Origin of the sequence: Weizmannia sp. FSL W8-0676 (genome assembly GCF_038593015.1) — a bacterium.
GTDB lineage: Bacteria > Bacillota > Bacilli > Bacillales > Bacillaceae_C > Weizmannia > Weizmannia coagulans.
In genome coordinates, this window is record NZ_CP151954.1 from 1,452,553 (window position 1) to 1,468,577 (window position 16,025).

Sequence of the window (16,025 nt, forward strand, 5' to 3'; positions counted from 1 at the left end):
GAAAGGATTCAAATGGAAATGCCCAAAACATGGAAGAAAAAGAAGCAGAACCGGGGTAAAACGTGGATCGTCCTATTTATTCCGGTCATCGTGTTAAGCGCCTATTTTATTTTCGAAGAGAACATCCAGAAAAAAACGAATCCCCAAATCCCTGAAAAATATTTGTCCATCTATCTGGAAGCAGAGAAAATATACGGGGTTCCCTGGTATGTGCTTGCCGCTCATCACCGGGTGGAAACTAGGTTTTCAACGATGAAGCCGATGGTCTCCCCGGCTGGCGCCCAAGGCCCGATGCAATTTATGCCGTGCACTTTTGTTGGCTGGAAACATCCGTCATGCCGCGGCCTTGGAAAAGGAGACATCCCGAAAAATGAAGAAACGAACCCGGCTGTCATAAAAAAATACGGAGGATATGGCGTCGATGCGGACGGGGACGGGAAAGCAGACCCGTTTAACGATAAAGACGCGATTTTCAGCGCGGCAAATTATTTGTCGAAAAACGGGGCAGCAAACGGGCAGATTCAAAAAGCGGTTTTTGCGTATAATCACAGCCGCAAATACGTGTCCGAAGTGATGTACTATGTACGCCTTTATCAAAAAGAAGGTTTAGAAAAAGCAAGCAAATAAAAAAGGGCGGTTCCGGCCGCCCTTTTTTACTGTTATGCTTTTCTTGCTATTCTTAAAATAAAGCTTAATACAAAGACGAGAATGATCGCCCCGATTAAAGCCGGTATGATCGCCATCCCTGCGATATGCGGCCCCCAGTTTCCGAAAATCGCGCCGCCAAGCCATGCACCGACAATCCCGGCAATAATGTTCCCGATGATACCGCCCGGGATGTCCCGTCCCATGATCAATCCTGCAAGCCATCCAATAATCCCGCCTACGATCAAATATAGAATAAACGACATTTTCACATTCCTCCTGTTAACTTAAGTTTCATATCTTGTTTTATCGAACTCGTTGTACTTACTTATTGCCTTTTTTGTACCGGGCTAAACATGGGCAGTAATATTCTAAAACATCTAAAAAGACAAATATGTGGAACTTTTCAGGGGAAAGGGGAAAGCCGGCAATCCTTTGGTTTAAAGTTTACATATCATGCCCGGGATTGTGCTTTTGCCTTGAATGGTTCCGGTTTTTAACCTTTTTTTGAGCCGCTTAACGGTTCCGGCTGCCCGCTGTTGTTTGTTTTTGGCTGGTTTCTGCGGATATCATTTCCGTCGTTTTTATTCACCATTTTCATCCCTCCAACTATACAATTTGCTTTTTGCAAAGCGGTTATACAGCATATCATGAAAAAAATTGAACATACTATCTTTTGAAGGAGAGATGACAATGCCTTACCATAAAGACAAACAGCAGGCGTTTCAAGCGGCCGGGCAGCACATGGCCCTGGCGGAAGACATCCTGCAGAATTTGGACATGGGCAGTGAAGATGCCGGGCACCAGCTCGCCCATTTGAAAGAAGAAATCAACGAAACGTACCAGGAGATCGAAAATGCGCTCGAAGTGGCGAGCGAAACGCAACGGGTGCAATTGGAACAGTTCCGGCGCGATTTGGATAAAATCGTAAAACATACAGGTTTGCATTAAAGCGGGGAGAATCGTATGTGTAAAATTTTACTCGAAGGGGCAGATGAGTGGAAAAAAATGGGAAGACGCTCTATCATCTAATTGTACACTTCAAGATGAACATCTAGAGAGAGAGGTCTTCCCATGGATATTATATCAATAATTGCTGGATTATTAAAGGATACAAAAAGTCTTATGGAATTTGAAGAACAGCTTAAACTTTTGATGCAGAAGGCTTTTACACAATGGGTTGGGGAAATATTTGAAGAGTTAGATAAAACAATTAAACAGGAGAAGTTAGAGGAGGGCTGGGTGTACTGCCGGAGTGATAACAGAAACATTCAGTTTCTATTTGGAAGTGTGACCTTTAAACGCTCATTCATGCATGACAAGAGAGGAAATTCCCATTATCCTCTGGATGAATGGTTAGGGCTGGTACCACACCAACGATACAGCCCGTTAGTGGAATTAAAGGTGGCAGAGTTGGCAAGTGAGAACACCTATCGGGAAGTAGCTGATATTTTAAAAGAGTGGACAGCAGTGAGTCTTAGTCACACAACTGTAGGGAACATGGTAAAACACGTAGGGAAAACTCAGGCGGAAGCCGATAAGGCACTTGTAGAAGAGCTAGAAATAGCTGTTTCCCTGCCTGAGGGGAAGAAGGTAGACTACCTGTTTTCTGAAGCAGATGGTGTATTCGTTCGGGGACTAAAAAAGAAACAGAGTATGGAAGTCCACCACGCCATTCTCTATGAGGGATGGCAAACCAATGGTAAAAGGGTCTCCCTGCGTCAGCCCACAGTCATCATGACAACGGAAGCCATCCAGACATTTTGGGATGAAGTCCAAGCCACAGCTGCCAACACCTACTCCCTCGAAAAAACGCATGTCATTACAAACAGTGATGGAGGTGCGGGATACACAGCTGAACGGTTTCAAACAGCTTTCTCACAGTCGGAATTTCCGGTGCTCAACCAGCTGGATACCTACCACGTTGCACAAGCCATCATAAGGACATTTGGGGGCGGAAAGAGCGAGATCAAGGAGCAAATTAGAAAAGCGATTAGAACGCATGACCTGGACCAATTCACGTTATATTTGGATACGCACGAAAGCACCTTGACGGATAAAAAGGCTCTCAAGAAAATCAAGGAATTCCGTTCGTATATCTTGAAAAACTGGGACCGCATTTTTGACTGGAGAGACAGGGTGAAAAACGTGCCGGAAGGTGCGAGAGGCCTAGGAGCGATGGAATCGAATCAAAGGCATATCTCCTTCAGGATGAAAAAAAGGGGCATGCATTGGAGTGAACTTGGCGCAGAAGCCATGGTGAAAATCAAACAAGGCATACTCAATGGGACATTGAGAGAAGTCTATCTGAAACACCGTTCAAGAAGCGAGAGAAAGCAACGGAACTTGAAACAATTAATCAGGATGTCTCAACTACTCAAGCAGCCTGTACGCCCGTCAGTGGGCGTAAAGCACGGATCAGTTGCCCTGCATTCAAGCAGTTCATCGGCAATGGGACATTTAAGCAAAATATTAGAGCTTTCGTTTTAAGCTTGGCTCAGTGGGGACTGATCGTTGAGGCGCGCGAAATTTACGAGACTCCTGCGGGAAAAGCGAGCCAGGAGAGACCCCGCAGCGAGGTACGAGCGAGGAGGCTCGCCGGCCGCCCGCGGAAAGCGAGTGAATTTCGCGCGCCTCAACATCCCCGTTATCCATCTTTATACGGAAATATTACATCTTTTCCGAAAATTACACCGAGCAAGTAAAGCACGGTAGCCGAAAGTGTACAAAAAGAGTGTCTTGGAATCCCGATATTTAAACCTTATCGAGAAAAACTTGACACATACGAAAGATCCCTGCTTTTTTTCATCTGCGCCCGGATCTGGTATAATATAGAATTGTATCAGGCCTGCGACGGGAAGGTTTATACATAATGAAAAGCAATGAACAGGAGGGAATCAAAATGGCTTTGCCAAATTTTGAACAGAATTTACAAAAATATGCGAAATTGCTCGCGGCAAAGGGCATCAATGTGAAGCAGGGCGACTGGGTAAAAGTATATATTGCAGTCGACCAGGCAAAACTTGCGCGCCTTGTCGTAAAAGAAGCGTATGCACTGGGCGCGGAAAAAGTAATCGTCGAATGGTCGGATGATGAAATTACAAAGCAGCATTACCTGAACCAGCCGCAGGAAGTGCTGACGCATATTCCGGATTACAAAATTGCCGAGACGGAAGACCATGTGCTCAACCATAAAGTGAGCCGGCTGTCTATTCTTTCCAGCGACCCCGGCCTGCTCAATGAGGTCGATCCGCACAAAGTGGCCGCTTATCAAAATACAGCGGCGAAAGCTTTCAAAGCGCAGCGGGTTGCAACGCAAAATGACGATATCAAATGGACGGTTGCTGCAGCGGCGGGGGCCGGATGGGCAAAAGCAGTGTTTTCGGATTTAGAAACCGAAGAAGCACAGGTCGATGCGCTTTGGGACCAGATTTTTAAAACATGCCGTGTCTACGCGGACGACCCGGTTGCCGCCTGGGAACAACATAAACAGAAGTTAAATGAAAAAGCGGCGAAGCTAAACGGCATTCAATTCGATGCCCTTCATTATACGGCGCCGGGGACGGACCTTACACTCGGCCTTCCAAAAAACCATATTTGGGCCAGTGCGGGCAGCGTGAACCCGAAAGGCGAAGAATTCATTGCTAATATGCCGACAGAGGAAGTGTTTACTGCACCGGATACGCACAGGATGGAAGGCGTCGTGCGCAGCACAAAACCTTTAAGTTATGCAGGCACTTTAATCGAAGGCATTGTTGTCCATTTCAAAGACGGGAAAATTGTCGATATTTCTGCTGAAAAAGGCGAAGAAGCGATCAAAAAACTCGTATTTGAAAACGAAGGTGCAACAGGGCTCGGGGAAGTTGCGCTTGTACCGGATCCGTCGCCGATTTCCCAGTCCGGCATTACATTTTTCAATACATTGTTTGACGAGAATGCCTCAAACCACCTGGCCATTGGCGCAGCCTATCCGACAACGATCCAGGGCGGCACGAAAATGAGCGAAGAAGAACTGTTAAAACACGGCATGAACGTCTCCAATGTCCACGTTGACTTTATGATCGGCTCTGCTGATATGAATATTGACGGCATCAAACAGGATGGAACCCTTGTTCCGGTTTTCCGCAATGGGGACTGGGCCATCTAAAGAAAAACATCAGAAAAACATCAATATTATATTGATAAAGATTCTCAATGGACAAAACAAAGAAATCAGCTTGTCAAGCTGATTTCTTTGCCATGCTACTGGTTTTTCTTGCGTTTTTTATTAAACTGCCTTTCTTTTTCCGTTAAAGGCTCGTTTGAAAATTCTTCATTGTATCCGGCGCCTTTCCCTTGCGCTTTTGCCGCATTCATGCCCGGCCGGATATGGTTTGCTTTCTGTCTTGTCACAAGGCTCACCTCCCTGGCTACAGTTTTAGTATGTTGAATAAAGGGAAAATCATACCTTACCGATAAATTTTTTGCAAACCAAATGGCAGGTGATATAATTAAAACTTATCACAGACAATAATATTATTGTTATTTACTTATGTCATTTATTGTAATATGATGAAGCTGTGAGGCGTTTTTTATACGAATCATTCTGTTAATCTTTTAAATGACGAAAATACGAATCATGACAAAGGGGGAAAAGACATGTCCAATGATGTCTTTAAAGCGCGTACCGTTTTTGAAGTAAATGGGAAACGCTATCACTATTACCGCCTGACAGCGCTAGAGGACGCAGGAGTCGCCAATGTTGCGCGCCTGCCGTATTCGATTAAAGTGCTGCTTGAATCGGTGCTCCGCCAAATGGACGGCCGCGCGATTACGAAAGAACATGTTGAAGACTTGGCGAAATGGGGATCGGATGAAGTAAAGGACAAAGAAGTCCCGTTTAAACCGTCGCGCGTTATTTTGCAAGATTTTACCGGTGTCCCGGTTGTTGTTGATCTTGCTTCCCTCCGCAAAGCGATGGCTGATTTGGGCGGAAACGCGGATAAAATCAATCCGGAAGTGCCGGTTGACCTTGTGATCGACCACTCGGTTCAGGTTGACAAATACGGCGCGCCGGATGCCCTTCAGGTGAATATGGATTTTGAATTCAAACGCAATGCCGAACGCTATAAATTTTTAAACTGGGCACAAAAAGCGTTTGACAATTACCGTGCCGTTCCGCCTGCAACGGGGATTGTCCACCAGGTAAACCTTGAGTATCTGGCAAGTGTCGTCCATGAAAATGAACTGGAAAACGGCGAATATGAAACGTATCCGGATACCCTCGTCGGGACCGACTCCCATACGACAATGGTCAACGGCCTCGGTGTGCTCGGATGGGGTGTCGGCGGCATTGAAGCGGAAGCCGGCATGCTCGGACAGCCTTCGTATTTCCCGATTCCGGAAGTCATCGGCGTAAAACTGACCGGATCGCTTCCGAACGGGGCAACCGCTACCGACCTTGCGTTAAAAGTCACCCAGCTTTTGCGCCAAAAAGGCGTGGTCGGCAAATTTGTCGAATTCTTTGGCCCGGGCGTCTCGACGCTGCCGCTTGCAGACCGTGCGACCATTGCAAATATGGCGCCTGAATACGGGGCAACTTGCGGTTTCTTCCCGGTTGATGATGAGACGCTTGCCTATTTGCGCTTAACTGGCCGCAGCGAAGAACATGTAAAAGTTGTGGAAACTTACTTGAAAGAAAACGGCATGTTCTTTACGCCGGACAAAGAAGACCCGGTTTATACGGATGTGCTTGAACTAAACCTTTCTGAAATTGAAGCCAACCTTTCCGGCCCGAAACGCCCGCAGGATTTGATTCCGTTATCGCAAATGCAGTCCGCTTTCCAAAAAGCGATTACGGCGCCTGCCGGCAACCAGGGTTTCGGACTGGATGAAAAAGAGCTCGATAAAGAGGCTGTTATCCATTTTAACAACGGCGAAACAGCCGTGATAAAAACCGGCGCAGTCGCCATTGCAGCGATTACAAGCTGCACAAACACTTCAAACCCTTACGTTATGCTCGGGGCCGGCCTGCTTGCGAAAAAAGCGGTTGAAAAAGGGCTGGAAGTGCCGAAATATGTGAAAACTTCGCTCGCGCCGGGATCAAAAGTCGTGACCGGCTATCTAAAAGACGCCGGTTTAATGCCGTACCTCGAACAGCTCGGCTTTAACCTGGTCGGTTACGGCTGCACGACCTGTATTGGTAACTCCGGCCCGTTGAAGGAAGAAATTGAAAAAACCATCATGGACAATGATCTGCTCGTAACGAGTGTCCTTTCCGGGAACCGGAATTTTGAAGGCCGGATCCATCCGCTTGTTAAAGCCAACTATCTGGCTTCGCCGCCGCTTGTGGTTGCTTATGCGCTCGCAGGAACGGTGAATATCGATTTAAACCATGACCCGATCGGCAAAGACAAAAACGGCCAAGACGTCTACCTGAAGGATATTTGGCCGCAAGCGGATGAAATCAAAGAAAATGTCCAAAAAGTCGTCACGCCGGAACTGTTCCGCAAACAATATGAAAACGTCTTTACCGACAATGAACGGTGGAATGCGATCGAAACGAGCGACGAACCGCTGTATACATGGGATGCGGAATCGACTTACATCCAAAATCCGCCGTTCTTTGAAAATCTCTCGCCTGAACCGGGCGAAGTACAGCCGCTTTCAGGCATGCGTGTCATCGGCAAATTCGGCGATTCGGTGACAACCGACCATATCTCGCCTGCGGGTGCGATCGGTAAAGACACACCTGCCGGAAAATATCTGTTGTCAAAAGGAGTCGAACCGCGTGACTTTAACTCTTATGGTTCCCGCCGCGGCAACCATGAAGTCATGATGCGCGGAACATTCGCCAACATCCGCATCCGCAACCAGATTGCACCGGGTACGGAAGGCGGCTATACGACTTACTGGCCGACGAATGAAGTGACGTCGATTTATGATGCTGCCATGCGTTATAAAGAAAACGGCACCGGCCTTGTGGTTCTCGCCGGCAAAGATTACGGCATGGGCTCATCACGCGACTGGGCGGCAAAAGGCACATACCTGCTCGGCATTAAAACCGTGATTGCGGAAAGCTTTGAACGGATCCACCGTTCCAACCTCGTTCTCATGGGCGTGCTGCCGCTGCAGTTCAAAAAAGGCGAAAATGCCGACACGCTCGGCTTAACCGGCAAAGAAACATTTGATGTCCATATTGACGAAAATGTTAAACCGCATGACTGGGTAAAGGTTACGGCAACTGACGAAAACGGGAAGAAAACGGAATTTGAAGCGCTTGTCCGGTTCGATTCCGACGTAGAAATTGACTATTACCGCCACGGCGGCATCCTGCAAATGGTGCTGCGCGAAAAACTGCAGCAGTCCAAAAATGAAGTGCAATCAAAATCATAATGTTTAAAAAAGCTGCGGCAGAAGCCGCAGCTTTTTTTTTTGAACCAAATTTATAATTTTTCCCATAATTGCCCATACTAAGTAAAAATACTTGTAAGGAGTGGGCAAATATGAGAAAAACCCATAAAAAGACCTTTTCGGATCTTGTTGCCGAAAATAAACAGGAACTGTTGCGCGACAGGGATGCGCTGATGCGGATAGAAGAACGGCTGGACCGGAAACACGAGATGAAATTAGCAGAATAAGCCACTGTTTGTGGATCATAATCCGCTTTCCTCCGGGGGAAAATGTATGAGGAGGGGGGAGATGTGATGAGCAATCCAAACAAGAAAAGCAAATATTTCGTTCCCGATCATCTTGGCACGCAGCCGCGCGGATTTTCCGGCAATAAGGGGAAGAAGATGCAGGACCGTTCGGGACAGCATGCACAGGTGATACAGACAAAAGGGGAGTAGCTTCAACAGCCGAAGGAGGAGAACACAATGGCGCATAACCGGCCGAAACCGGACGACCGCAGCGATAATGTGGAAAAACTGCAAAACATGATCCACAATACGATCGAAAACATGGAAAGTGCGGAAGAATCGCTTGCTGTTACAAGTGATGAAACGCAAATCCAACAAATAAAGGAAAAAAATGAGCGGCGCCGTGAAAGCCTCGAAGCGATGAGAACCGAGGTAAAAGACGAAGCCGCATACAAACAGCAGCAATAAACGAAAACGGCCTTTCGACGGAAAACAGCAGCGTTTCTTTGGAACCACGCCTTTTCCCTCTCGGAAAGGCCGTTTTTTCTCTCCTTTTGCTGCGGCCATGCATGTATCCGAAGTTTTCCCCGCCCCGTATCAGGCATCCTTTTAGGAGGGGGAATTTTCTTTATGCTAAAATAAAATTGACTGTACATATGAAAGAGGTGTCCGGGATGTTTGTATCAGAAACAGAAGTCAAAGTGCGGTATGCGGAAACAGACCAAATGGGGGTTGTGTACCATGCCAATTATCTGATTTGGATGGAAGTGGGGCGGACGAAATTAATCGAAGACCTTGGCTTCCGTTATGCGGATATGGAAAAGGATGGGATTTTGTCGCCGGTCATCGATATTCAAATTTCATACAAAAAACCGGCCCGTTACGGGGAAACAGTGACCGTAAAAACATGGGTCGATGCATATGACGGACTGCGCGTAAAGTACGGATATGAGATTTACACAGAAACCGGCGACCTTGCCGTGGCCGCGAGTTCAACACATGTCTGCGTAAAGAAAGACAGCTTCCGACCGGTTTCGTTCCGCCGCCTCTACCCAAAATGGCATAAAGCATATGAAAAAGCAAAAAAATCATAAAGCGGGGGGATGGATTTGGCTTTTGGCATACACCGCAACCAGCTTAAAGCGTGGAAAGCGGCGATTGACCGCGGGGAGATTGCGTTTTTAACGCATTTTTGGCTGGACGACCGTTTCCCCGGCGCAAAATCGGTCACAAAAGTCGGCTGTAAAGATCTTGAGAAACTAGCTGCATGGGGAGCGCGCTACCAGCTAAAAAAAGAATGGATTCATGTCCGTAAAGACGGTTACAGCCATTTCGACCTGCTTGGCAGGAAGCAGCGAGAAATTTTGCAAAAAGAAGGGCGCCTTGCGGAAGCAAAAAAATTTTTAAAATGAAAAACCGGCATCACTGGCAGCAAAAAAGCAAAAGCTGCCGGATGATCCCGGTTTTAACCTTTTTTATATTCATATACCGGTTCATCCCGTTTCGGGTCATACCCGATATACAAATCATGGCCGTCAAAATACCATTCGTCCGTGCTTTCAATGAAAAAGGCATTGCCGTTCCGTTCAACGGCCGCCGCCGGATCGTCGGGAATGTCCTTTTGAACGCCAAGTGAAAATCCGTGCTGGATAGGCGTGGAACCGCCATATTTGGCAAAAAAGCGGACGGATTCGCCGTCATCCAGTTCCAGTTCCCTTTTAAACCAGTTTACCGCCTCATCTGTAATGTGCATTTTCATGCCGCCACTTCCTTCCAACTGCGCCTTTTGCATTTTCATTATAGACCAAAGCACGCTTTTCCCCTAACCTTTTGCCTCCGGACCGGTTCCGGGTTTGCAGGAAACATCGGGTTTTAAAAAACGGCTGCCTTACAGCCACTTGACTTTCGGCTCGGTCTTATTTTTAATCCGCTTAATATTGGCTTTATGGCGGTAAATAATGAAAGAGGCGAGCGCCAGAACGATGACAAACAGCGGCCAGTCATGCGTCACGATCATATAAATGAGCGTATACAGGATGCCAAAAAAAGCCGCCATGATGGAAGAAAGCGAAACATATTTGCTTATTTTTAAAGTAACCAAAAAGACGATAATCACCATAACAAACAAGGGCCATTGGTAGGCAAGGACAACGCCTGCAGAAGTGGCCACCGCTTTGCCGCCTTTAAATTTGGCAAATACCGGAAGCATATGGCCGATCACCGCAATCAGCCCGATTAAAAGCGGGTGCACCGTATGCTCCAGTCCAAAAAAGTGGGGCAATAAGGTGGCAATCGTCCCTTTCAGAATATCCACCACTGTTACGACACTGCCGGCTTTGATGCCGAGCACGCGGAATGTATTGGTTGCGCCGAGATTCCCGCTGCCGTGCTCGCGGATGTCTATCCCGTAAAAAAGCTTACCAACGATCAGGCCTGTCGGGATTGAGCCGAGCAGGTAAGCCAAAAGGACCATCAGGGCAATAGTCATGTGCAAAACTCCTTGGAAAAAATCTATGCTTATTGTAGCATGTTCTTAAAGGAAAGAGGAATATTTTTTGCCGATTCTGTGCAGATTTTCGCGCCAGGCAGGAATTAGAAAAGATCAAGCGAATGTTTAAGATGGGACCGGACTGGCGAAAGTACAAGAAAGGAGAGGGGTTGATCAAATGGCAATAGAAAATCCGAGCAGGGAAGAAATCAGGGAAATTTTACAAAAAGCAAAACGGATTGCAGTGGTAGGATTGAGCAATAACCCGGAAAAAACATCTTATATGGTAGCCAAAGCCATGCAGGATGCCGGTTATGAGATTATTCCGGTCAATCCGAAAGCAACGGAAATTCTCGGGGAAAAGGCTGTTCCGTCTTTAAAAGATATCGAAGGCCATGTGGACATTGTCGATATTTTCAGGCGGCCCGAATATTTGCCGGAGCTGGCACGGGAGTTTGATGAAATCGATGCGGATGTTTTCTGGGCGCAACTTGGCATCGAAAACGAAGAAGCGTACCGGTTTTTAAAAGAAAAAGGCTATACGGTAGTGATGAACCGCTGCATTAAAGTGGAACATGCCCTGACAAAATAGGCTTTTTCATGCAGGCGCCAGCTTAAAGGGCGCTTGCTTTCTTTATATTTGCCCAATCAAGCGGCCGTTTGCCGGAGAAGTTCCATAACCGTTGCTTTGCCCCTGCGTTATTTCCGCATACCCTTTACAAATTCCGTTTTATCGATAAAATGAGTATGATAAAAACGGCAAATGATGTTATAATGAGAACGAATATTTGTTCCTATGAACGGCGGATGCACGTGCTTTGCAATTGAAAGGGGAATAGATGTGGCGAAGAAACAAAATATATTGGAATATAACGATGATGCGATCCAGGTGCTGGAAGGGCTGGAGGCAGTAAGGAAAAGACCGGGCATGTACATCGGGTCGACCGATGCGCGCGGTTTACACCATCTTGTCTATGAAATCGTCGACAATGCGGTGGATGAGGCGCTGTCCGGGTACGGAAACCATATCATCGTCAACATTCACAAAGATAACAGCATCAGCGTCCAGGATTTTGGGCGTGGCATGCCGGTCGGGATGCACAAGCTCGGCAAACCGACGACAGAAGTGATCTTGACGATTTTGCACGCCGGCGGAAAATTCGGGCAGGGCGGCTATAAAACGAGCGGCGGCCTGCACGGTGTCGGCGCGTCTGTCGTGAATGCCCTGTCGGAATGGCTGGTTGTTACGATACACCGCGACGGTTATGTGTATGAACAGCGTTTCCGTGACGGCGGCAAACCGGAAACAACGCTTGAGAAAACCGGGAAAACCAATAAGACCGGCACAACGATACACTTTAAACCCGACCCGTCCATTTTCAGCACCATCACTTTTAATTACGATACATTATGCGAACGGTTGCGCGAATCGGCCTTTCTTTTAAAAGGGTTAAAAATTGAAATCACCGATGAACGTTTCGGGCGGCATGATCTGTTCCACTACGAAAACGGCATTGAAGCCTTTGTCCAGTACTTGAACGAAGGAAAAGAAGTGCTCCATCCGGTTGTGTTTATCGAAGGGGAAACAAACGGAATCGAAGCGGAATTTGCCTTTCAGTTTAACGACGGCTTTTCGGAAAACATTTTATCCTTCGTGAACAACGTGCGCACGAAAGACGGCGGCACGCACGAGGCTGGGGCAAAAACGGCCTTGACGCGCGTCGTGAACGATTATGCAAGAAAAACCGGACTGTTAAAAGAAAAAGATAAAAACCTCGAAGGGACGGATATCCGCGAAGGGCTGTCCGCCATTATTTCCGTCCGCATTCCGGAAGAGCTGCTCCAATTTGAAGGGCAGACGAAAGGAAAACTTGGCACAAGCGAAGCCCGCTCTGCAGTTGATACGATTGTTTCGGAGCACCTGTCTTATTTTCTTGAAGAAAACCCGGATACGAGCAATCTTTTGATCCGGAAAGCCATCAAGGCGTCGCAGGCAAGGGAAGCAGCGAGGAAAGCGCGGGAAGAAGCCAGAAGCGGCAAAAAACGGAAGAAATCGGAAACGACTTTATCCGGAAAGCTGACGCCGGCGCAAAGCCGCAATCCGCAGCGGAATGAATTGTATCTGGTTGAAGGGGATTCGGCGGGCGGTTCTGCGAAACAGGGGCGCGACCGGAAATTCCAGGCTGTTTTGCCGCTGCGCGGAAAAGTCATCAACACGGAAAAAGCAAAGCTTGCGGATATTTTTAAAAATGAAGAAATCAATACCATTATTTATACGATCGGTGCCGGCGTCGGCCCTGAATTCAATTTGGAAGACGTCAATTACGACAAAGTCATTATCATGACCGATGCCGACACGGACGGTGCCCACATCCAGGTGCTGCTTCTCACGTTCTTTTACCGCTATATGCGGCCTTTGATCGAAGCGGGAAAAGTTTACATCGCGCTGCCGCCGCTTTATAAAGTCAGCAAAGGCACCGGCAGGAAAGAAATCGTGGAATATGCGTGGACCGAAAAAGAATTGGATGAAACGATCAAAAAAGTCGGACGCGGCTATATCCTGCAGCGTTACAAAGGGCTCGGCGAAATGAATGCCGACCAGCTTTGGGAAACGACGATGAATCCGGAAACGCGGACTTTGATCCGTGTCCGCATTGATGATGCGGCCCGTGCCGAACGGCGGGTGACCACGCTCATGGGCGATAAGGTCGAACCGCGCCGGCAATGGATTGAAAATCATGTGGAATTCGGGCTTGAAGACGATACCAATATTTTAGACAATGAGAATTTGATGATTGAGGAAGGGGACATGAACGGATGAAGACGGCTGAACGTTTTCAAGATTTGCCTTTGGAAGAGGTGCTGGGCGACCGATTCGGCCGGTACAGCAAATATATTATCCAGGATCGTGCCCTTCCGGATGCGCGGGACGGCCTGAAGCCGGTGCAGCGGCGGATTCTGTATGCGATGCATGTAGAGGGGAACACCGCTGACAAGCATTTCCGGAAATCGGCAAAAACGGTCGGCAACGTCATCGGCAACTACCATCCGCACGGGGATTCTTCCGTTTATGAAGCGATGGTGCGGATGAGCCAGGACTGGAAGCTGCGAAATGTGCTCATCGAGATGCACGGCAATAACGGGAGCATTGACGGCGACCCGGCCGCGGCCATGCGGTATACGGAAGCAAGGCTCGCCCCGATTGCATCCGAACTCCTTCATGATATTGATAAAGAAACGGTTAAATTTATCCCGAATTTCGATGATACCGCAAATGAGCCGGTTGTGCTGCCCGCCCGGTTTCCCAACCTGCTGGTGAACGGCTCGACCGGCATCTCGGCCGGATATGCAACCGAAATTCCACCGCACCACCTCGGGGAGATCATTGACGGGGCCATCATGCGGATGGAAAACCCGGATTGCACGGTGGACGACCTGATGGCGGTCATAAAAGGCCCTGATTTTCCAACAGGTGGCATTGTCCAGGGAATTGACGGGATTAAAAAAGCATATGAAACTGGCAAAGGCAAAATGGTCGTAAGAGGCAGGACATCGATTGAAGAGATCCGCGGCGGGCGGAAGCAGATTGTCATCGCAGAGATTCCTTATGAAGTCAATAAAGCCAATCTTGTCAAAAAAATCGACGAGCTCCGGATTGACCGGAAAGTGGAAGGCATTTCCGAAGTCCGTGATGAAACTGACCGGACCGGGCTCCGGATTGTGATCGAACTGAAAAAAGATGCGGATGCAGACAGCGTCCTGAATTATTTATTTAAAAACACCGATCTCCAGGTTTCCTACAATTTCAATATGGTGGCCATCCATAACCGCCGCCCGCAGCTGATGGGACTCCGCGAATTGCTTGATGCTTATATTGAACACCAGAAAGAAGTGGTCACAAGAAGGACGGCATTCGATCTCAAAAAAGCACGTGACCGCAAGCATATTGTCGACGGCCTGATGAAGGCACTTTCCATTCTCGATAAAGTCATTGCGGCGATTCGGGCATCCAAAGATAAAAAAGATGCCAAAGCGAACTTAATCGCAAAGTTTGATTTTACCGAGCCCCAGGCTGAAGCGATCGTCACGCTGCAGCTCTACCGCCTGACCAATACGGATATTACGACGCTGCAGAATGAAGCGGAAGACCTTGAGAAAAAAATTGAGACCTATCTCGCGATTTTATCCAGCGAGAAAAAACTGTTCACGGTAATCAAAAAAGAACTGAGAGAAATCCGGAAAAAATACGCCGATAACAGAAGGACAACGATTGAAGCGGAAATACAGGAACTAAAAATCAATCTGGAAGCAATGATCCCGAATGAAGATGTGATGGTCACCATTACGAAAGATGGTTATATTAAACGGACAAGCATCCGTTCTTACACCGCTTCAAACGGCCGGGACCTTGCTATTAAAGACAGCGACCGCCTGCTCTTTAAACGGCAGCTCAATACCGTCCAGACGGTGCTGCTTTTCACAAATAAAGGGAGCTATATCTATTTGCCGGTCCATGAACTGCCGGATATCCGCTGGAAAGATCTCGGGCAGCATGTTTCCAATCTTGTGGCGCTTGAGCGCGATGAAAGCATCATCAAAGTGATCCCGATTGAAGATTTCAACCAGCCGCAGTTTATTTTGTTTTTTACGAAAAACGGCATGGCGAAGAAAACGGAATTGCAGCAGTACCAGGCACAGCGCTATTCGAAAGCCCTTGTCGCAATAAACTTAAAGGGCGATGATGAAGTGGTCGATGTCCACCTGACAGACGGCTCGAAAGAAGTCTTCCTCGCTTCCCGCCTCGGTTACGGGCTCCGGTTTGATGAAGCGGAAATCAGCGTTGTCGGCCAGCGGGCAGCAGGGGTAAAAGGCATGAACCTGAAAGAAGGCGACCGGCTCGTTAGCGGGAAAATCATTGAAGATCCGGAAAAAGATAAAGTTTTCATTGCCACCCAAAGAGGCGCCGTCAAGAAGATGAAAGTGTCCGAATTTGACAAAACAAGCCGGGCCAAACGTGGCGTCCTCATGCTGCGCGAATTAAAAGCCCATCCGCACCGGATCGCCGGGGCCGTGATTGCAGGCAATGGGGAAACCGTCTCGGTCGTAACGGAAAAAGGGCATCAGGAAGACATTCCACTCCATGACTTGCGCGACCATGACCGTTATTCAAATGGCTCATTTGCCATTGATGAAGAAGAAAACGGGACAGTGGCAGAAGTATGGAAGCAGGAACCGGAAGAGGCTGCCGCGGAAGAAAACGATTGAAAAAAGTG

The 16,025-nt window shown here is 47.8% G+C and carries 17 protein-coding genes and 1 pseudogene; 13 read left to right on the plus strand and 5 right to left on the minus strand.

Features of this window, described 5'->3' with window-relative positions; genetic code table 11:
- Positions 1-18: 18 nt before the first annotated feature.
- Positions 19-627 (plus strand): lytic transglycosylase domain-containing protein, encoded by a 609-nt coding sequence (locus NST20_RS07010; protein WP_342400320.1) that lies wholly within the window; start codon positions 19-21, stop codon positions 625-627.
- A 32-nt stretch (positions 628-659) separates the two neighbouring features.
- Here the strand turns inward: NST20_RS07010 and NST20_RS07015 are convergent, their stop codons facing one another.
- Together NST20_RS07015 and NST20_RS07020 are read right to left on the minus strand one after the other, a co-directional pair.
- Positions 660-911, minus strand: coding sequence for a GlsB/YeaQ/YmgE family stress response membrane protein (locus NST20_RS07015; protein ID WP_013859301.1), 252 nt, complete (start codon positions 909-911; stop codon positions 660-662).
- A gap of 181 nt (positions 912-1,092) precedes the next feature.
- A pseudogene (locus NST20_RS07020) lies at positions 1,093-1,240 on the minus strand (small acid-soluble spore protein P).
- A 98-nt stretch (positions 1,241-1,338) separates the two neighbouring features.
- On the opposite strand from NST20_RS07020, the gene NST20_RS07025 reads away from it, so the two are divergent.
- The 3 genes from NST20_RS07025 (at position 1,339) to NST20_RS07035 (ending at position 4,792) form a co-directional block, all read left to right on the plus strand.
- On the plus strand, positions 1,339-1,596 hold the full coding sequence (locus NST20_RS07025; protein WP_061566580.1) for a hypothetical protein: 258 nt from the start codon (positions 1,339-1,341) through the stop codon (positions 1,594-1,596).
- Positions 1,597-1,719: 123 nt separating this feature from the next.
- Positions 1,720-3,135, plus strand: coding sequence for an ISLre2-like element ISBco6 family transposase (locus NST20_RS07030; RefSeq protein ID WP_342399544.1), 1,416 nt, complete (start codon positions 1,720-1,722; stop codon positions 3,133-3,135).
- Between the two features lie 412 nt (positions 3,136-3,547).
- Positions 3,548-4,792: an aminopeptidase gene (locus NST20_RS07035; protein WP_342400321.1), complete on the plus strand. Its 1,245-nt coding sequence runs from the start codon at positions 3,548-3,550 to the stop codon at positions 4,790-4,792.
- A 95-nt stretch (positions 4,793-4,887) separates the two neighbouring features.
- Here NST20_RS07035 and sspO read toward each other — a convergent pair whose 3' ends face one another.
- Positions 4,888-5,037 (minus strand): small acid-soluble spore protein O, encoded by a 150-nt coding sequence (sspO, locus tag NST20_RS07040; RefSeq protein WP_013859306.1) that lies wholly within the window; start codon positions 5,035-5,037, stop codon positions 4,888-4,890.
- Positions 5,038-5,283: 246 nt separating this feature from the next.
- Here sspO and acnA point away from each other — a divergent pair, with 246 nt between their 5' ends.
- From acnA to NST20_RS07070, 6 genes are all read left to right on the plus strand, one after another.
- Entirely contained in the window at positions 5,284-8,019 is a 2,736-nt protein-coding gene (acnA, locus tag NST20_RS07045; RefSeq protein WP_342400322.1) for an aconitate hydratase AcnA, read from the plus strand.
- Between the two features lie 110 nt (positions 8,020-8,129).
- Complete coding sequence (locus NST20_RS07050; RefSeq protein ID WP_013859308.1) at positions 8,130-8,264, plus strand: FbpB family small basic protein; 135 nt, start codon at positions 8,130-8,132, stop codon at positions 8,262-8,264.
- Between the two features lie 66 nt (positions 8,265-8,330).
- Positions 8,331-8,474, plus strand: a complete 144-nt coding sequence (locus NST20_RS07055) for an acid-soluble spore protein N (RefSeq protein WP_013859309.1) — start codon at positions 8,331-8,333, stop codon at positions 8,472-8,474.
- A 27-nt stretch (positions 8,475-8,501) separates the two neighbouring features.
- Positions 8,502-8,732 (plus strand): small acid-soluble spore protein Tlp, encoded by a 231-nt coding sequence (tlp, locus tag NST20_RS07060; RefSeq protein ID WP_013859310.1) that lies wholly within the window; start codon positions 8,502-8,504, stop codon positions 8,730-8,732.
- Between the two features lie 206 nt (positions 8,733-8,938).
- Positions 8,939-9,358, plus strand: coding sequence for a thioesterase family protein (locus NST20_RS07065; RefSeq protein WP_342400323.1), 420 nt, complete (start codon positions 8,939-8,941; stop codon positions 9,356-9,358).
- A 15-nt stretch (positions 9,359-9,373) separates the two neighbouring features.
- Positions 9,374-9,676 carry a hypothetical protein gene (locus NST20_RS07070; protein ID WP_014098355.1) on the plus strand — a complete coding sequence of 101 codons (303 nt, stop codon included), beginning with the start codon at positions 9,374-9,376 and terminating at the stop codon, positions 9,674-9,676.
- A 53-nt stretch (positions 9,677-9,729) separates the two neighbouring features.
- Here the strand turns inward: NST20_RS07070 and NST20_RS07075 are convergent, their stop codons facing one another.
- Both NST20_RS07075 and plsY read right to left on the minus strand, forming a co-directional pair.
- Positions 9,730-10,023 (minus strand): HesB/YadR/YfhF family protein, encoded by a 294-nt coding sequence (locus NST20_RS07075; RefSeq protein ID WP_342400324.1) that lies wholly within the window; start codon positions 10,021-10,023, stop codon positions 9,730-9,732.
- A gap of 129 nt (positions 10,024-10,152) precedes the next feature.
- On the minus strand, positions 10,153-10,752 hold the full coding sequence (plsY, locus tag NST20_RS07080; RefSeq protein WP_342400325.1) for a glycerol-3-phosphate 1-O-acyltransferase PlsY: 600 nt from the start codon (positions 10,750-10,752) through the stop codon (positions 10,153-10,155).
- Between the two features lie 178 nt (positions 10,753-10,930).
- On the opposite strand from plsY, the gene NST20_RS07085 reads away from it, so the two are divergent.
- From NST20_RS07085 to parC, 3 genes are all read left to right on the plus strand, one after another.
- Positions 10,931-11,344 (plus strand): CoA-binding protein, encoded by a 414-nt coding sequence (locus NST20_RS07085; protein ID WP_013859315.1) that lies wholly within the window; start codon positions 10,931-10,933, stop codon positions 11,342-11,344.
- Positions 11,345-11,593: 249 nt separating this feature from the next.
- Positions 11,594-13,573 carry a DNA topoisomerase IV subunit B gene (gene parE / locus NST20_RS07090; RefSeq protein WP_026104551.1) on the plus strand — a complete coding sequence of 660 codons (1,980 nt, stop codon included), beginning with the start codon at positions 11,594-11,596 and terminating at the stop codon, positions 13,571-13,573.
- Entirely contained in the window at positions 13,570-16,017 is a 2,448-nt protein-coding gene (gene parC / locus NST20_RS07095) for a DNA topoisomerase IV subunit A (RefSeq protein WP_019721220.1), read from the plus strand. The genes parE and parC overlap by 4 nt, the downstream gene beginning before the upstream one ends.
- The last annotated feature ends 8 nt before the right edge of the window (positions 16,018-16,025 follow it).

Coding starts and splice junctions, on each gene's coding strand:
- NST20_RS07010 (WP_342400320.1), top strand. CDS start 19: ATGCCCAAAACATGGAAGAAAAAGAAGCAGAACCGGGGTAAAACGTGG.
- NST20_RS07015 (WP_013859301.1), bottom strand. CDS start 911: ATGTCGTTTATTCTATATTTGATCGTAGGCGGGATTATTGGATGGCTT.
- NST20_RS07025 (WP_061566580.1), top strand. CDS start 1,339: ATGCCTTACCATAAAGACAAACAGCAGGCGTTTCAAGCGGCCGGGCAG.
- NST20_RS07030 (WP_342399544.1), top strand. CDS start 1,720: ATGGATATTATATCAATAATTGCTGGATTATTAAAGGATACAAAAAGT.
- NST20_RS07035 (WP_342400321.1), top strand. CDS start 3,548: ATGGCTTTGCCAAATTTTGAACAGAATTTACAAAAATATGCGAAATTG.
- acnA (WP_342400322.1), top strand. CDS start 5,284: ATGTCCAATGATGTCTTTAAAGCGCGTACCGTTTTTGAAGTAAATGGG.
- NST20_RS07050 (WP_013859308.1), top strand. CDS start 8,130: ATGAGAAAAACCCATAAAAAGACCTTTTCGGATCTTGTTGCCGAAAAT.
- NST20_RS07055 (WP_013859309.1), top strand. CDS start 8,331: ATGAGCAATCCAAACAAGAAAAGCAAATATTTCGTTCCCGATCATCTT.
- tlp (WP_013859310.1), top strand. CDS start 8,502: ATGGCGCATAACCGGCCGAAACCGGACGACCGCAGCGATAATGTGGAA.
- NST20_RS07065 (WP_342400323.1), top strand. CDS start 8,939: ATGTTTGTATCAGAAACAGAAGTCAAAGTGCGGTATGCGGAAACAGAC.
- NST20_RS07075 (WP_342400324.1), bottom strand. CDS start 10,023: ATGAAAATGCACATTACAGATGAGGCGGTAAACTGGTTTAAAAGGGAA.
- plsY (WP_342400325.1), bottom strand. CDS start 10,752: ATGACTATTGCCCTGATGGTCCTTTTGGCTTACCTGCTCGGCTCAATC.
- NST20_RS07085 (WP_013859315.1), top strand. CDS start 10,931: ATGGCAATAGAAAATCCGAGCAGGGAAGAAATCAGGGAAATTTTACAA.
- parC (WP_019721220.1), top strand. CDS start 13,570: ATGAAGACGGCTGAACGTTTTCAAGATTTGCCTTTGGAAGAGGTGCTG.